Origin of the sequence: Methanococcoides sp. AM1 (assembly GCF_900774055.1) — an archaeon.
Classification (GTDB): Archaea; Halobacteriota; Methanosarcinia; order Methanosarcinales; family Methanosarcinaceae; genus Methanococcoides.
Genome location: NZ_CAAGSW010000007.1, coordinates 1 through 15,398, shown reverse-complemented (window position 1 = coordinate 15,398; position 15,398 = coordinate 1). Strand labels below are relative to the sequence as shown.

Below are 15,398 nucleotides of genomic sequence, written 5' to 3'. Positions count from 1 at the left end.
ACAAAACGGTTTGAAGGTGGAAATATGTTCACAGAGATCGCAAAGCTCATGGACAAAGGTGAGCCTGTCTGCGTAACCTTTGAAAAAGGAAATTCAGGAAAGGAATATGACTTCCTGTACTGTGAACTTATTACAAAAGCACGTGAAGGAGAGGTATTCCTTGCCTCTTCCCAATGTTGCCCTCCCGGAAAATACGTTCTCGGAGTTTCGGAAGACAAGCCGGATAATTATTATCTCAAGTCCGGCCGCTACATTGATGAAAAAACTGCCAGCAAGGCAGCCTCTTTCCTTCCAAGGGTCAAACGGGAGTATGACCACATAAAGATCGAGCCATTGTCAAAGAACAATGGTCACTTTGATGTGATGATACTCTACCTGATACCTGAGAAAGCTATGAGAATGGTTCAGGCGATGGTATATAACGATGGAGAGCGTTTATGCATCGACACCTTCGGTGCAGCTTCCATATGTGGAGACTGTACAGCCCATGCATATGAAAAAGGGATTGGGTTATCCTATGGCTGTAAAGGTTCCCGCAAGCACAGTGACTATAGTGATAATGAGATACCCGTAGGTATACGCTTTGACAAAGCAGAAAAAATAGAAACGGGATTAAGGAATATCCCTGAAACCAGAAACTGATCAAAGCTTATACACTTCGATCCAGCTTAATTGCGTACTTTGATCTGCCCTTAACGTGCTTCATAGAAGCACATGTCCTCAGCTACCACACGAGTCTCTTTACCAATTTCGTTGGAAAGCACCTTACTTATGCGGGCAGTACCCTTGGTTTGCAGTTGAAGGCGTATCATCATGGTCTCATGTTCTTCGAAGAACATGTCATTTCCAGCTATTGTCCTGTGTGTTGACAAATGATGCTTTATCACTTTTGCAATGATCCCCGTGCTTCCACGCGTAAGATCCTGTATGGTCGTGTGAGTAAGAAATACACTATCACCCACGTTCACATTTAAAGCTGTGAAGAAATTCTGAGGTGTACGTATCTCGATCGTGCGCAACTGATGGTTCTTCAGCTCAGAGATAGCTGAATCCGATATACCCGTAAGTGCCACGTATTCCATTATGATCACCCGTACATTGGGAACTCTTTTCTTGGCGTTGTCGACTGTTCACTTGTGCGAACATCTTCAGCAAGCTTCTGCATTTCAACTTCGATCTTCTCTGCCTGCTCAATAAGATCCTCCGTATCTATAGAAAATCCATACATAGAATTCAGAACATCTACAACTACTGCTGCTGCCCGAGGATCCGGATTCTGGGTCTTGGTTGCACCAAGAAGGCTTATGGCAGGCAGGCCATGCATGAAACATTCTGCCATTACACTGCCGGAAATACCTGAGATCGTACCCATCTGGAAGATCTCTACCTTTCCTTTGATCCTTTCAAGCATTTCCTCATTGGTAGCTGCACCAAAGACCTTGTTATCATCTCCCATAGTAGCAATGCCTGCGATAGAGATAACCTCTTTTACACCCACAGATTTAGCCCATCCAACCAGGGCCTTGCTGACATCATAGGAAACTGAAGGATTGATAGGGATATCAGAAACCACCATCACAATATTATGTTCCTCACTCTCGTATATCCGGACCGGCATGTTGACAAGACCCTCGTAGAGAACAGCTATAGGAGGGAAATATCTGGATTCAATGGACCCAATATATTCCATGTCCAGTTCCTCAATAATTTGCTGGCTGGCAATATTGCCTACAAGACCTATTCCTGGAAAACCCTCGATCAATATTGGCTCTTTTGATCTTACAGGCTTTGTTATGATCTCTACATCGATCGCCTCATAATCATCTGTTTCTGACAAAAAATCACCCTCTATAAAATGTAACCCCATCACTATTTCATTCGTATACTTTACACTTATTATATAAATGGAGATTCTCATATAAGAACATCGTTATTAGACCTGAGAACGACATACATAAGACCTATGATGACAAAATGCATTCAAATAATGGAGAAATGATCATGGAGAGATCTATACAATATTTCGATGATGTCGGCAAACAGAACACCGATGATGTTGTGAAGGTAGCTGCTGAAAGAGCAGAAGAACTGGGGATAAAACATATTGTTCTTTCAAGTACTGAAGGTTATACAGCCCTGAAAATGGCAGAAGAGGTAAAGGGGAAAGGCATAAACATCATTGCCATAACCCACCAGTACGGACTCCGGGAGGATGGAAACTGGGAAATGGACGAAGATAACCTGAAGAAACTTCAAGACATGGGCGTTCTGGTCACCACACAATCACATATGTTCTCAGGAGTGGAACGTGCGATCTCAAAGAGGCTGGGTGGTGCAAGCCGTGCAGATGTTATCTCTGACACACTTCGCGCAGTCTTCGGAAAAGGTTTCAAGGTCGCCCTGGAAGTCGTGATGATGGCTGCAGATTCAGGCCATATACCTGTCTCAAAGGATATCGAAGTGATAGCTATCGGAGGAACACGTCAGGGTGCCGATGTGGCGCTTGTGGTGAGACCAGCACATTCACAGAACTTCTTTGACATGCAGGTTCGCGAGATCCTTGCAATGCCACGTGCAAAAGAAGAACCAAAATAAAACAAAAAAATCAGTTTAAAGCAAAATAAGATTTAGATTAGATAAAATCAAATTAAAATACGTATTACAGCTAAGGCATCTTTAGAGATGCCATTCTTTTTTATATTGCATATTCTTGTCTAACTTATTCAACGTTCACTTCTTCGTCTTCGTTTTCATCCTTCTCGACAGGAGTGTTATTATCAGAAGCAGATCTTGATGATACTGATACCTCTTTTTTGAAACTTGAAGCTGCTTTGAGGTTCATTGCTGTAAAAGCTACAATGAATATGAAGGCAAGAATTGCAATGCCAATTACAGTTAAAGTGTCCATGAAATTAAAAAAAGAATAAGTGTCGAAAAGACACTTACTGTGGCTTTTCGTACAATGAGGTCTTTGTCATCTGGACGCCTTTCTTAGAGTGTGGCTTCCTGAAGACAGAGTCATTTGCTTTCTCGATCTCACGTGCGTCGATTGCAAGCTGTGCTGCTGCGCGCATCATTTCGTGACCGGTAGCAGTTGTGAGTGTGACCTGTTCGATCTCCTTCATCATGAAGCATGCAGGGAAGTTGATCTGTGCGACCTTGTCAGCCATGTGGAGTGCTGCAAGTGCCTTTGCCTTTGCGTATGGGTTGTTGAAACCTGCGCGCTCGATACATTTCTCTGGCTTTGCGAGAATGTGTGGAAGCTCAAGGTCATTGCCGGACTTGCCTTCGTCGACCTGTGCAGCAACTGCATCAAGTTCTTCCTGGATCATCCTGACAACACCACAGGTTGAGAGGACCTTCATTGCATCGGAGTTAAAGGATGCCATCTCTACAGCATCAAGGAACTCTGTCTTTGCGCCGATAAGTGGGTCTACGGTCATGACGATGTAACCGAAACCTGCATCTTCGAGTGCCTGCCTGTCATCTTTCTTGGTTGGACCATCGGAAATTACAATGCATGGAACATCTTTGTACAGCTCGCGTGCAGCGGTTGGGCCAGGTGCACTGGAGTTAGGGCTGATCATAACGTAGAAATCAGCTCCCCATTCCTTGAATGCTTCTGTCTCTGCAGCTTCTGCTTTACCCATCTTAGGACCAGTTCCGAAAACACGTACACTGATACCTTCTCTTGCTGCGATTTCGTCCTGGACAAGGTCAATGACCTGACTCATACCGAGATTACCTAATTTAATAAATCCTATTTTTGCCATAGTAGATCACATTACTGCAAGTACGGATTAGGATATAATATTTTTGATTATTTCTACAAGACCCTAATCTGAGAATACATCGATCTCACAAAAATAAAGCGACGTTTTCGAAAACACATAAAGTACTACTTTGCTAGTTTTAAAAATAAATAGAAAAGAGGAAGTATAAAGCAACTGCTTTATCCCTTGTACTAACCCATATAGTGTATATTATGTTAGTATTTGGATTAACGATCTGTTTCAGAAGGCATATCCTACCCGAAAAGCTTAAAAGTAATGTAGGGAATTGTACTTCAATCTCAGTACATCCCAATATTACTGATCCGTAATCAGGGTTTTAAAGTTTCAGGTATGGTCAAGTGAATTCCAGCAACAATATTTCTAAGAAAAGTTATTCTAAACTGATCGTTTTTGATATGGACAGCACACTCATTGATGCAGAAAGCATTGATGAACTTGCACGTGCTGCAGGCGTTGTGGACAAGGTTTCTGTTGTTACCGAAAAAGCAATGAATGGCGATATCAACTACAATCAGGCTTTAAAGGACAGGGTCAAACTTCTAAAAGGATTAAAGCTGGAAACTGCACAGGAAGCAATGAGAGCTATGCAACTCATGCCCGGTGCAAAAGAACTTGTTAAACATGTAAAATCCCTGGGATTCAAAACAGCAATGCTGTCAGGTGGCTTCACGCTATCAACTGACAGGGTTGGTGAACTCCTTGGCATTGATTACGTATACTCTAATATACTTGCTGTAAAGGACGGATATCTTACAGGCGAGGTCAGCGGTCCAATGACAGAGAATTTCTCCAAAGAAGTGGTCTTTGAAAAGATCGCAAAGGAGATGGGTTTTGAGACCACTGATTGCATCGTTGTTGGTGATGGTGCCAACGATATTTGCCTCTTTAAACGAGCAGGATGTGCAATTGCATTTAATCCAAAACCGATTCTGCGCCAATATGCAGATGAGGTTGTTACCCAAAAAGACCTCAGGGCAATAATTCCGATCATAGATTCACTAGATCTGGATTAAAGCCCTACGTATCGTGCATTAGAAATGCATGAAATGCCAGCTTTTTTGCTGGAGCGGGAGGATATATAGAACATGTTGAAAGAATTGAACACCAAAAGGCAGGATCTTAAAACTGCCTCTGAAGAAGCTAAAGAAAAGAGAAATGGATTGAACGCTGAAGCAAGCACTCTGGCTGCAAAGCGTAATGATCTCAACAAGCGCACAAAAGAACTCATCAACGAAGCACAGGAATACAAGAAGCTACGTGACGAGAACAATGAGCAGGTTAAAGAGAACAAAGCAAAGCGTGACGAGATCAACGCCAAGGCAAACGAAGTATTTGCAAAGGTCGATGCATTACGTACCGCAAACAATCTCACAGGTCCATCCATCAAAGATATCAGAAAAGATATCGACCGTCTTGAGTTCACACAGCAGACAGAAGTGCTGACCCCAGGCAAGGAAAAGGAACTGGTCAATAAGATCACAGAGCTTCAGAAACTCTATGTCGTTAAGCAGGAACAGCTCGAGAGCAACACAGAGCTTAAGACCCTGTTAACAGAAGCACAGGAGATTCGCGATGAAGCATCACAATTCCACAATGTCCTTTCAGAATACGCACAGAAAGCACAGGAATATCATGACAAGATGATCTCCACCTTCAAGGAAGCCGACAAGATGCGTGCAGAATCTGATGCTGCACACAAACAGTTCGTCGAATTCCAGGAGAAAGCTGATGAACAACACAAGTTATTCATTGCAGCACAAAAAGAGATCAGGGACATCGATAAAGAAGTTCGCAAAATTAGGAAAGGCGAAGACACTGGCAAGAAGGTCGCATCTATGGAAGATGTTAGAAAAGATGCAGAAGACATCTTTGACAAGTTCAAGTCAGGTCAGAAGCTCACCACAGAGAACTTGATGACCTTGCAGAAATCCGGTCTGCTTTAATCGGAAATTTGACAACATGGAGGGTGTTCATTCACCCTCAATTTATTCTAACTATTCTAACATTCATAGGATCTGCCAGATCCATCCTTTTTGAATACTGCTTTTTAGTAAGTAATAGCTTGATAGTAATCGTTATTTATTTTAAACATAATAGAAAAAATAGATCAATTGACCTATATAAGAAGCGGGAAGGATTTAGGGATGGAATGAAATGGACCGCAATTCTTCATTGGGATGAAGGATTTAGGAATGTATTGGAAAGCTGATGGGAAAAAGTGGATAAGAAGGGCGGTAAGAAGTAGATGCAGGAGTATGCAACGAAGCGTGGCTGAATGAACGTGAATGTGGTTGTTGATTGTTAAAATAAGTATATGAATTTTGAAGAGGTGAAAAAGATGTCTGTTGAGAACAAATTTAGAGAATATAACGAAGATGTAATGAAACTTTTGGACTATTTTGAATGTCCAGAGGGATGTGAGAAGTGTAAAAATATGAGGGAGAAGAACGGTGTACCGGTGGACATGTTCCCATTCTGGATTCAGAATAAAGAGTATTATGATAAAATTGCAATTGCTCCTTGTGATAGAGGTGTGGAAATTGCGAAGGCTCTTGCAGAACAGAAGAAATCATTGTTTGCTCATATTGTTGATGTTGGACAAATGGATGAGCAAGAGGCTGTGGAATTGTATGCATCTTTCCTTGGTAATGTTGAATTGTTGGAGGAACAAAGTAAGACATTTACCGGAACAGAAGAGAGCTGTGGCAATTTGATAGTTGATATAAAGGATCTCTATATGCTTTTGTCATATGTTAGTTATGATGAGGAAAATCAAGAAGAATCCCAAAGATATTTTGATAAGGCTTTAGGCCTGAACTAAGCCTAACTTTTTTTGGATTTTTATTTAGCAATGATCATATCGTTAGATCAATTCCAGATTGAAAAATTCAAAGCGAGAAGTCAGAAAAATAGATGACAAACACCACTATTTCTAACTTAAAATGATAAAAAAACTTTAAACAGGTCAATTCAGTCGAACTTATGCAACTTCCTGAAATCAGAATTCCTCATAAGACAGGTTCCGCCATTATAGGTAGAATCCTTACGGATCTTGCGCCAGACATCGGAAAGCTTGTCCTCATGAATATTCCCAAAGGATAAAGGAAGGCATGAACAGGGAAATATGTCACCTTCCGGAGTTATGTGAAGCCATTTCCTTCCTGCAAAGCATCCCATCTTCTTTAGTACATGAGGAATTGGGAACACTTTAGGACCATCCATGTTTTCAGTACGTTTCACGAAATCATCGAACTTCCTGTGATCTTCTGACGTCATCATCTCATCCAGGCGGTTCATCCAGCGTCCCGTAGGGACTATCTCGAAGAAAGAGATCTCATGGACACCAAGATCTGTTGCTATTTTGTAGAAATCATCAAGTTCATCTATGTTCCTTGGAGATATGACCACATAGATATTTACAAGCAGACCGGCATCCAGTGAATTCTTAACAGCACCAATAGCATCCTTGAACACACCCACCCTACCTCGCATAGTATCATGCCCTTTTTCGGTCGAACTGTCAAGGCTTATGCTCAACATGTCGAGTCCAGCCTCTTTAAGGGAAATTGCACGCTCTTTTGTCAACCCCACCCCCGAAGTGAACATTCCGGTAGTAGCAAGGTCCCGATCAACATAGCTGATAAGCTCCTCAAGCCCCTCATAGACAAGCGGTTCGCCACCATCAAAGACAATAAAGGTCGAGCCCATATCGAGAACCTGATCAATTGTACTTTTAACATCAGCAGCAGACAACGAGGATCTTTTCAGAGTATCAGGAAGAGCACAGTGTATACAATTATTAGGACAATCCTCAGTGATAGAAATTGTGACCTGTTCAGGCACCATCTTTCCACGTATGTAACCCATCTGGCTTGATACCAGACGATCGAAGGCTTTGCTGGGTATAGGTGGCATCCACGTAGAAAAAACAAGCTCATTCTCTTTTACCAATGCAGGCCTTTGTCCTTCAAAAAGGTCCAGCATCTCAGATGTCAATGGTTTGATAGCACGCGATGCAACTCCTGATGTATGCATCCTGACGAGTCCATCTTCGATCGTTGCATAGACCTTGTAAAAGGGATTTTTATAAAAGTAATACCGCTTGTCATTCACCATAAGATCACTTGTTCCTCAATAAGGCCCTGTAAGCCAGAAGAGACTTCGGATTCTTCTTTAACATAAAAAGACCAAGCTGCATTGACCTGTGGAAAGAAGTACCTGAAAGGAATGAGAAATCAACGCCTTCGAACGTCTTCATAAGATCGTCTATCTCAGGATCCGTCATTTTGCGCAGTGTTTCCAGACCTATGCGACCAAGGACATACTCTGCCCTGTACTCGGCATTCCACCTCTTGCGATATTCAGAAAGGAACTTTGCCGAAACATTACCTTTTGCGATAGCGTCTGCAGCTACGTCACCACACATCTGACCTGCATGCATACTATATCCTATTCCGGACTGACCTGCAGCCCCTCCGACCAGCATCACCCCATCGGCCAACATCTGTTTGGGTATAGTGATAATAGGATCCCCGCCTACAGATCTTTCAAGAACAGTCAGTTCATCAAGACCTTTTATTTGCTTGAACTTTTCAACCCATCTTTCAAAGAATGGAGATACGTCCTTCCCATGCCCCCTTACATAAACTCCAAGAGTAGCAAGGTTTCCCCCACATGGAGAATAAGTGGATTTCCAACCCGGACAATGGTTTCCAACATAATATTCAAACATATCAGGCTCACCAATGCCTTCAGCTTCTACAAATGCTTCCATTGCCCATGCAATGTCATTGGGATGCTTCATTGGTTCAAGCCCAAGCAGACCAGCCATCTTTGAATTGATGCCATCGGATACGATCACCAGAGAACAGGATAAGACGCCATCCGAAGTACTAAGGTTCATAGCACCATTGCTTCTGAAGACACTACTTACCTCAACACCCATACGAACTTCTGCTCCGGCGTCCATGCTCTGTTTTGCATAATATTCATCGAACTTTAACCGGTCAAGGAAATATGCAGGACTTTCAATAGCAACCCTGCCTCCGGAAGGGGCTATCAGGTAAGCACCTTTCATGTTCTTCATCACATAGCTCTGGTCAACAGGTTCTTGTGACCTGTCGAACATACCTTTGAAAAAAGTATTAGCAGGGTGTGTAGGATAGCCTATTATCTCTTTTTTATCTACAACGAGCACCTTTGCCCCTTTTCGGGAAGCATTTCTTGCTGCCATCAGACCCGCCGGAGAAGCACCTATTACAATTATATCTGCATCCATTTAAGAACCTCTGATCACCACAGGATACCTGCATAAGATGTTAAAACTATAGAGAGCACTACATCGACTATAAGGGAACCAAACATGAATCCCCTGTATCTTGAACCCTGCAGGAACAGCCTTCCACCACGCTGTGGAAGAGGATTTTTAACAAAGTCGAGTGCCTGCATTATCATCCAGACCCCCGAAAGAATTGCTCCCACAAAGAAGATCGGACCAAGATGTGCAGTTATACCAATAGCAAACGATGAAAGAATGCCCACAGACCAACATATAAAGACAAATTTTGATGTCGCAGGAACTCCAAATGTCACAGGGAATGTTGGTGCACCTTTTGCACGATCGCCTTCTACATCCCTGGAAACTCCGGAAAGGGTGAAACCCCAGTCAGCCACACACATCATTATGAAAAAGAATATACCAGGCAATGGCAGGATAACACCATCGTTACCCCGAAGTATCCCGGCAGGATCGAACGCAAGCCAGATACCTACAGGAACAAGACCGTATGCAATACCAACTGGTACAAAACTCAGGAATGTGAGCCTTTTTGCCAGCTTGGAATAGATACTGATAGTAAGAACTGCAATAACCAGAACCATAAATGATTCAGGATTTAAGTAGAATGCTGCAACTGAGGCGATCACGAATAGAATAAATGCATATGTAAGACCCTGTTTTTGAGATACCTGCGCTGAAGCAAGTGGCCTGTCAGGAAGATTTATTTGATCAATATCCACATCACAGCAATCGTTGTACACATAGGAACTTGTGATAGCAGCATATCCACCGATAACAGCAATTATGAAAGGAATGAGCGGAGGAAGGGCAGAAGTTGCCAGATAGGATGCAAGTAGAGCACTTGCTGCCGGAAGGGCAAAATCCATATCCGCGATTTCCGGTCTTAGTAGTTCTAAGTAAGGGTTGCGTGTCTTTGATCCTGTTGTTGATACCAAATGAATCACCATTGAATGATATCTTCAAATTTTATGCTTATAAAAAGTGACAGATCATTCTTTAATATCTGCGATCTGCCCCAGCTTTTCGAATAGAGGATGTTCAAATCCATCTTCATTGATAAATGTGAACTTTGCATCCGGATTTAACTCGATAAGAGCAATAGTGTTCTCAAGGGCCTTTCCAAGAGATTCTATATCAGGAGTCCTGATAACTTCTGCATTGAAAGGATATACCTCAGCAAGCTCAGCAGGGAATGCGCCAAATGGAGCCTTGAAGATCAGATCATTATCATAGCCTTTGATATCCTTCTTTGAAGCCGGCCTGATCACAGCAGAACCCTTTATGGTGAAACGCTCAAGCTTATTGGAAAAGCGCAGCACTTCAGGTCTCTGTGCAGACTCCGGACCACAATAGAAGAATGTAGACTTTGATGCCGGATCATATTTCTCGATCCAGTCAGTATAGGAATACATCTTTTTCAGTGCTTCCAGCATTCTCGGATGAGTGCGACATCTTTGTTCCACAAGTTCCAGGAGATTACCTTCCTTAATGGATTGCTTGACAAGACGCATTTCCTCAAATGTAACATAAAGATTATGCCTTGCAAGAAGTTCACTGCAGTTCTCAGCTTTCTGAACCTCTTCTGCTGTATGGGATATGCATACAGGACAGGAGCATGGAAGATAGCTAAGGTTATCAATATGATATGTGCCGTTGGAAGTGATATAACGCCTGTCCTTTGCATACAATGCATAAGCTGCAGAGTCAAAAAGATCACAGCCAAGTGCTACTGCAAGTGCGAACATCATAGGGTGTCCGGCACCAAAAAGGTGTACAGGTACTGTCGGGTCCAGGCCCTTCTTTGATGATACGATAACATCGACAAGGTCAGCATATCTGTAATTCTCCATCAATGGAACTACTGCACCCAGAGGATACACATCGAACTTGTGTTCCCGAAGATCCTCTGCACACTTCTGGCGAAGGTCAGGATAGGTTGAACCCTGCACAGGTCCTGCCAGAAGCATCTCTTCATTGACCATTCCACGTGCCTCTTTTAAGCGCTCAAGAGTTGTCTTGAGTTCTGATTCCGCCCGACTGCGTGGAACATCCGGTGGCGTAGGAATATCCAGAGGAACACCTATGTCAGAGCCGATCGTTTTCTGGAACTCGATGATCTGCTCATTAGTTACATCGATATCACCATAGACAGAAAGCTGGAATGAACCGGAATCTGTCATAATTGGACCATCATAATCAAGAAGAGAATGGAGCCCGTCTTTCAGCGCCTTTTCTCGCAGATTGTCCTTGCGTGATATGATATATGAATTGGTAATTAGCATCTGGGCACCGAAACCTTTCATCTCGGAAGGTTTGATGACCTGAAGGTTCGGATTGATGACAGGCATGACGGTAGGAGTTTCCACAACACCATGCGGTGTTTTCAGTTTCCCGATACGTCCTGCAGCATCTTTATGGGTTATCTCGAATATCGATGACATTTGAGCATTAGATATTGGCTGATATTATATATTTGTATTTCATGGAAGCTCCACGAAATACAAAGATACATCTGTTTAAAATCCAGATCAGCATAATTAATTTGCCAGAATTTCCGACACTTTTTCAAGTATATCAGCGAATTCAGGTCCTTTTACCCTCAGATCCTTATTCTTACTTATACCAAGATCCGTTACCAGAATATGGCGATCCACTTCAAGACCTGCAAGTTCAAGGGTCTTCTTTGTACAATTGAGAGGACATCCATCGATGGCTATTATACGATCGCAGCCTTCTGCAGACCTGAGAATACCAGTAACCTGACCTCCAATGCCTACAGCACACATCATTTTACCAATTCCTTTTTCAGTTAGTTCAATGGCAAGCTGGTTGGAAAGTTGTCCTACATTAGAAGCACCGGAGCATGAAAATAATGCTACGTTAGTAGATTCACATGCACATTTGATATCTTCTGCCATGGATAATTCCCCTATCACTGAGTTAACCATTCCCTTACTTTATCTTCGGAAGGGATCTTGCCTGCGATCTTGACATCGCCATCAACAACTAGCCCAGGAGTTACCATAACCCCATAGTCAAGTATCTGATTGATATCTTCCACCTTAATGATCTCGGCATCAATGCCTGCTTCATTGACTACTTTTTCCACTAAATCTTTCACTTTGTTGCATTTAGCGCAACCTGAACCAAGGACTTCTATTTTCATGTTCAAACCTCTCAATATTTTTGAATAATAAATAAATTTTAATTTTTTAATATATTCTCAATAACCCCTTTTCAGTATATCTACGAGTTCATCTGCATGAGGCATATTCTCCACTATCCGCTGACACACCGGATCCAGATCATACTCACATCTGATCATTTGTACTGAATACGTTTGTGTATCAAATACAGCACAACTTGCACGCACATCCCCATCCCTTGGCTGGCCTACAGACCCGGGATTTATTATTGTCACATTATTTACATGCCTGAGGAAGGGGATATGAGAATGACCAATAACTATGAGATCCGTATCCAAACCATCGATCATCTCAAGCACATCTTCTTCGGGAGTATCCGGGTTGATATATTCATACATTGACCTCGGACTTCCATGAGCAAAATGTATCTTTTTATCACCGAATCTTTTTTCAATATAGAGTGGTAGCCCCCTGATAAAATTCATAGGATCAGGACTGAGCTGACCCCATGTGTATTCCCTGGTCGCGATGGAAAGGTGCTTGTACTTGTATCCACACCCACAATCAACTTTTGAAGCCACTGCGTTGTCATGGTTACCTTTGATCGTAGCTATGTTCTTATTCTTGATGAGCTCGATACATTCAGAAGGGTCAGGACCGTAGTCCACAAGATCACCAAGGCAGATCACTTCATCATGCGGTACGGAAAGTACTGCATCAAGAGCGTCTTTGTTTCCATGGACATCCGATATTATTAAAAGTTTCATTTCACTCACCCCATCATTTGAACATCTTTTTTGTCCTCAGACATATGCTTACAAGTCCGAGCATCACAGGAACCTCTATGAGCACACCCACAACGGTTGCAAGAGCTGCACCGGAATTTATTCCAAAAAGCATTGCTGCGACTGCAATTGCAACCTCGAAATGGTTCGAGGCACCAATTAGTGCTGTTGGTGCTGCGTCTTCATAAGTGATCCCAATGACCTTAGCAATGCCATATCCAAGGAAGAATATGAATAACACCTGAACCAGAAGGGGAACTGCGATCATCGCAATCACAAGTGGAATGTCAAGTATTACATCTCCCTGAAGTGAGAACAGGGCGATCAATGTGACCAGTAGTGCAGTAATAGCAATGTTATGCATTAAAGGAGAAAACCTTGTATCGAACCATTCCTTTCCTTTGTTTGCCAACAGATAGTTCCGTGAAAAATATCCGGCAAACAGAGGTACACCCACATACATGCTTACGGAAAGCAAAATTGTTTCCCAGGGGACCACGATATCGCTTATGCCAAGCAGGAGCCTTGCCAGAGGGGCATATAGGAAAAGCATGACCAGGGAATTAATTGCAACCATTACCAATGTATGACCCTGATTACCCTTTGCAAGATATCCCCATACAAGCACCATTGCAGTACATGGAGCGACACCGAGCAATATCATTCCTGCTATATATTGTGAGATCTGGAGCTCTGTGAGATAAGGAGCAAATATATTTGCCATGAACAGCCATGCAAAGAAGAGCATCGTAAAAGGCTTTATAGCCCAGTTGATGAACAATGTAACAAGTACAGGTTTAGGAGTCTTTCCTGCTTTTACTACCTGTTTGAAATCGATCTGAACCATGATTGGATAGATCATGAAGAAAAGGCAGATAGCAATTGGAATTGAAACTTCATATACCTGCATCGAATCCAGTGTTCCGGCGATCTGAGGAAAGATCCTGCCAAGAGAAATACCAATGACTATACATGCAAAGATCCATACAGTCAGGTATTTTTCGAAAAAACCCAGTTTATTTTCATCAGCCATTATAATCTCCAACCTTATCCATTTTTGAATACTATTGGTGCGATCATCCGATAAAGTAACCAAATCCAAGTCCTGCAAGTGTAGCAATTATAACTACCAGTACTATGTATGAAGCTCCTCTTTTTGCACCCATTATCCTGCTGATAACGATCATGTTCGGAAGACTAAGTGCTGGTCCTGCCAGAAGCATAGATAGTGCCGGACCTTTACCCATGCCAAGAAGTGTAAGGGCACTGATAATAGGAACTTCGGTAAGTGTAGAGAAGTACATAAGGGATCCAGAGACCGATGCGATCAGGTTTGATGAGAGAGATTCGCCGCCAACAAACCGGGCAACATATTCTGAAGGAAGAACTTCCACAATTACCCCTGCAAAGAATACACCGATCAGAAGAAGAGGTGTGATCTGCTTTACAAGGAACCAAGTTTCGCCCATCCAGGCAGAGAGTTCCTCACGTGTGAACCACTTGAAAGATAGGTAAATAGTAACAGCTATCAGAGGAACAAGTATTGCTGCCATCATAATCCATGTACCGACTATCTCCGGAATAACAAGGATTCCCAGAAGCAGGATGAACAACATAGCACTGTTCTTATGTTTTTCTTCTCCGAAAGTGGCAATCTTTTTTCTCTCCACCTTACCTCTTTCAAAGATCAATGCCATTGTAAGTCCGACAACGAGAGATAAAGAAACCGCAACAACGGCTCTTGCCACCCCAAGATCATAGCCAAGGATCTTGGCAGTGTAAACTATTGCAAGTATATTTATGGCAGGTGCCGAGAAGAGAAATGTCGTTGCAGGCCCGATCCCTGCACCTCTTTTATAGATACCTGCAAATAGTGGGAGTACGGTGCAACTGCACACGGCAAGAAGACATCCTGACGCGGCAGCTACTGAGTATGAGACATATTTTGGTGCATCTGCTCCAAAGAACTTTAATACTGACTCCTTTGAGAACAGTGAAGCTATTGCACCTGCAAGGAAAAATGCAGGAACCAGACAGAGGAGCACATGCAGTGCAAGATAATTCTGAACTGATTGAACACCAGCATTCATAAGATATAGTAAATAATCAGTTGACATGATTTCAAATAATGTTGAAATACTATATAAGTATATCTATTTCAACTATTCTTGAATTACAAAGATGAGTTTTAGATTCAAGACGAATTTGGCAGACATTAAAATGAAGCACATTTAGTCAAGATCAGAGCTGCAAATTGTGATCATGGATAAAAACATATCAGAAAAACAAAGTCAAAACTAGCAGATCAAAATTAACTAAAGAAAAAGGGTAATAGAGTGAGCACAGCAGCGACGCAGATTTCCCGAGGACTCTC

18 protein-coding genes are annotated in these 15,398 nt (G+C 42.4%); 5 read left to right on the top strand and 13 right to left on the bottom strand.

What is annotated here, in order from left to right; all coding sequences use genetic code 11:
* The first annotated feature begins 24 nt into the window (after positions 1 to 24).
* On the top strand, positions 25 to 642 hold the full coding sequence (locus E7X57_RS12075) for a DUF169 domain-containing protein (RefSeq protein WP_135613234.1): 618 nt from the start codon (positions 25 to 27) through the stop codon (positions 640 to 642).
* A gap of 50 nt (positions 643 to 692) precedes the next feature.
* On the opposite strand, the gene E7X57_RS12070 is transcribed toward E7X57_RS12075, so the two are convergent.
* Positions 693 to 1,082: a DUF473 domain-containing protein gene (locus tag E7X57_RS12070; protein ID WP_135613232.1), complete on the bottom strand. Its 390-nt coding sequence runs from the start codon at positions 1,080 to 1,082 to the stop codon at positions 693 to 695.
* 5 nt (positions 1,083 to 1,087) lie between these two features.
* A complete protein-coding gene (locus E7X57_RS12065) occupies positions 1,088 to 1,837 on the bottom strand; it encodes a proteasome assembly chaperone family protein (RefSeq protein WP_135613230.1) in 750 nt (249 codons plus the stop codon).
* Between the two features lie 164 nt (positions 1,838 to 2,001).
* Between E7X57_RS12065 and E7X57_RS12060 the strand changes: the two genes are divergently transcribed.
* Positions 2,002 to 2,595, top strand: coding sequence for a pyruvate kinase alpha/beta domain-containing protein (locus E7X57_RS12060; protein ID WP_135613228.1), 594 nt, complete (start codon positions 2,002 to 2,004; stop codon positions 2,593 to 2,595).
* 124 nt (positions 2,596 to 2,719) lie between these two features.
* Here E7X57_RS12060 and E7X57_RS12055 read toward each other — a convergent pair whose 3' ends face one another.
* On the bottom strand, positions 2,720 to 2,908 hold the full coding sequence (locus E7X57_RS12055) for a hypothetical protein (protein ID WP_135613226.1): 189 nt from the start codon (positions 2,906 to 2,908) through the stop codon (positions 2,720 to 2,722).
* A 34-nt stretch (positions 2,909 to 2,942) separates the two neighbouring features.
* Positions 2,943 to 3,773 carry a F420-dependent methylenetetrahydromethanopterin dehydrogenase gene (locus E7X57_RS12050; protein ID WP_135613224.1) on the bottom strand — a complete coding sequence of 277 codons (831 nt, stop codon included), beginning with the start codon at positions 3,771 to 3,773 and terminating at the stop codon, positions 2,943 to 2,945.
* Between the two features lie 359 nt (positions 3,774 to 4,132).
* On the opposite strand from E7X57_RS12050, the gene serB reads away from it, so the two are divergent.
* The 3 genes from serB (at position 4,133) to E7X57_RS12035 (ending at position 6,615) form a co-directional block, all read left to right on the top strand.
* Positions 4,133 to 4,807 carry a phosphoserine phosphatase SerB gene (serB, locus tag E7X57_RS12045; protein ID WP_135613222.1) on the top strand — a complete coding sequence of 225 codons (675 nt, stop codon included), beginning with the start codon at positions 4,133 to 4,135 and terminating at the stop codon, positions 4,805 to 4,807.
* A gap of 72 nt (positions 4,808 to 4,879) precedes the next feature.
* Positions 4,880 to 5,737 (top strand): coiled-coil protein, encoded by an 858-nt coding sequence (locus E7X57_RS12040; RefSeq protein ID WP_135613219.1) that lies wholly within the window; start codon positions 4,880 to 4,882, stop codon positions 5,735 to 5,737.
* A 395-nt stretch (positions 5,738 to 6,132) separates the two neighbouring features.
* Positions 6,133 to 6,615, top strand: coding sequence for a hypothetical protein (locus E7X57_RS12035; protein ID WP_135613217.1), 483 nt, complete (start codon positions 6,133 to 6,135; stop codon positions 6,613 to 6,615).
* Positions 6,616 to 6,764: 149 nt separating this feature from the next.
* Here the strand turns inward: E7X57_RS12035 and E7X57_RS12030 are convergent, their stop codons facing one another.
* The 9 genes from E7X57_RS12030 to E7X57_RS11990 form a co-directional block, all read right to left on the bottom strand.
* The gene (locus E7X57_RS12030; protein WP_135613215.1) at positions 6,765 to 7,910 is read right to left on the bottom strand and encodes a radical SAM protein; all 1,146 of its coding nucleotides are present in this window, start codon (positions 7,908 to 7,910) and stop codon (positions 6,765 to 6,767) included.
* Between the two features lie 4 nt (positions 7,911 to 7,914).
* Positions 7,915 to 9,072, bottom strand: coding sequence for an NAD(P)/FAD-dependent oxidoreductase (locus tag E7X57_RS12025; protein ID WP_135613213.1), 1,158 nt, complete (start codon positions 9,070 to 9,072; stop codon positions 7,915 to 7,917).
* 14 nt (positions 9,073 to 9,086) lie between these two features.
* Positions 9,087 to 10,028: a UbiA family prenyltransferase gene (locus E7X57_RS12020; RefSeq protein ID WP_210409065.1), complete on the bottom strand. Its 942-nt coding sequence runs from the start codon at positions 10,026 to 10,028 to the stop codon at positions 9,087 to 9,089.
* A 54-nt stretch (positions 10,029 to 10,082) separates the two neighbouring features.
* Positions 10,083 to 11,534: a tRNA guanosine(15) transglycosylase TgtA gene (gene tgtA, locus E7X57_RS12015; RefSeq protein WP_135613209.1), complete on the bottom strand. Its 1,452-nt coding sequence runs from the start codon at positions 11,532 to 11,534 to the stop codon at positions 10,083 to 10,085.
* Positions 11,535 to 11,630: 96 nt separating this feature from the next.
* A complete protein-coding gene (locus tag E7X57_RS12010; protein ID WP_135613208.1) occupies positions 11,631 to 12,011 on the bottom strand; it encodes a putative zinc-binding protein in 381 nt (126 codons plus the stop codon).
* A 14-nt stretch (positions 12,012 to 12,025) separates the two neighbouring features.
* On the bottom strand, positions 12,026 to 12,259 hold the full coding sequence (locus tag E7X57_RS12005) for a thioredoxin family protein (protein WP_135613206.1): 234 nt from the start codon (positions 12,257 to 12,259) through the stop codon (positions 12,026 to 12,028).
* Between the two features lie 57 nt (positions 12,260 to 12,316).
* Positions 12,317 to 13,006, bottom strand: coding sequence for a metallophosphoesterase (locus tag E7X57_RS12000; protein WP_135613203.1), 690 nt, complete (start codon positions 13,004 to 13,006; stop codon positions 12,317 to 12,319).
* 13 nt (positions 13,007 to 13,019) lie between these two features.
* Entirely contained in the window at positions 13,020 to 14,057 is a 1,038-nt protein-coding gene (gene arsB / locus E7X57_RS11995; RefSeq protein ID WP_135613201.1) for an ACR3 family arsenite efflux transporter, read from the bottom strand.
* Between the two features lie 43 nt (positions 14,058 to 14,100).
* Positions 14,101 to 15,141, bottom strand: coding sequence for a permease (locus E7X57_RS11990; protein WP_135613199.1), 1,041 nt, complete (start codon positions 15,139 to 15,141; stop codon positions 14,101 to 14,103).
* Between the last annotated feature and the right edge of the window lie 257 nt (positions 15,142 to 15,398).

Bases quoted from the DNA above. Each gene is read 5' to 3' on its own strand.
- E7X57_RS12070 (WP_135613232.1), bottom strand. From the start codon at position 1,082: ATGGAATACGTGGCACTTACGGGTATATCGGATTCAGCTATCTCTGAG.
- E7X57_RS12030 (WP_135613215.1), bottom strand. From the start codon at position 7,910: ATGGTGAATGACAAGCGGTATTACTTTTATAAAAATCCCTTTTACAAG.
- tgtA (WP_135613209.1), bottom strand. From the start codon at position 11,534: ATGTCATCGATATTCGAGATAACCCATAAAGATGCTGCAGGACGTATC.
- E7X57_RS11990 (WP_135613199.1), bottom strand. From the start codon at position 15,141: ATGTCAACTGATTATTTACTATATCTTATGAATGCTGGTGTTCAATCA.
- E7X57_RS12050 (WP_135613224.1), bottom strand. From the start codon at position 3,773: ATGGCAAAAATAGGATTTATTAAATTAGGTAATCTCGGTATGAGTCAG.
- E7X57_RS12000 (WP_135613203.1), bottom strand. From the start codon at position 13,006: ATGAAACTTTTAATAATATCGGATGTCCATGGAAACAAAGACGCTCTT.
- arsB (WP_135613201.1), bottom strand. From the start codon at position 14,057: ATGGCTGATGAAAATAAACTGGGTTTTTTCGAAAAATACCTGACTGTA.
- E7X57_RS12035 (WP_135613217.1), top strand. From the start codon at position 6,133: ATGTCTGTTGAGAACAAATTTAGAGAATATAACGAAGATGTAATGAAA.
- E7X57_RS12040 (WP_135613219.1), top strand. From the start codon at position 4,880: ATGTTGAAAGAATTGAACACCAAAAGGCAGGATCTTAAAACTGCCTCT.
- E7X57_RS12075 (WP_135613234.1), top strand. From the start codon at position 25: ATGTTCACAGAGATCGCAAAGCTCATGGACAAAGGTGAGCCTGTCTGC.
- E7X57_RS12060 (WP_135613228.1), top strand. From the start codon at position 2,002: ATGGAGAGATCTATACAATATTTCGATGATGTCGGCAAACAGAACACC.
- E7X57_RS12025 (WP_135613213.1), bottom strand. From the start codon at position 9,072: ATGGATGCAGATATAATTGTAATAGGTGCTTCTCCGGCGGGTCTGATG.
- E7X57_RS12055 (WP_135613226.1), bottom strand. From the start codon at position 2,908: ATGGACACTTTAACTGTAATTGGCATTGCAATTCTTGCCTTCATATTC.
- E7X57_RS12010 (WP_135613208.1), bottom strand. From the start codon at position 12,011: ATGGCAGAAGATATCAAATGTGCATGTGAATCTACTAACGTAGCATTA.
- E7X57_RS12005 (WP_135613206.1), bottom strand. From the start codon at position 12,259: ATGAAAATAGAAGTCCTTGGTTCAGGTTGCGCTAAATGCAACAAAGTG.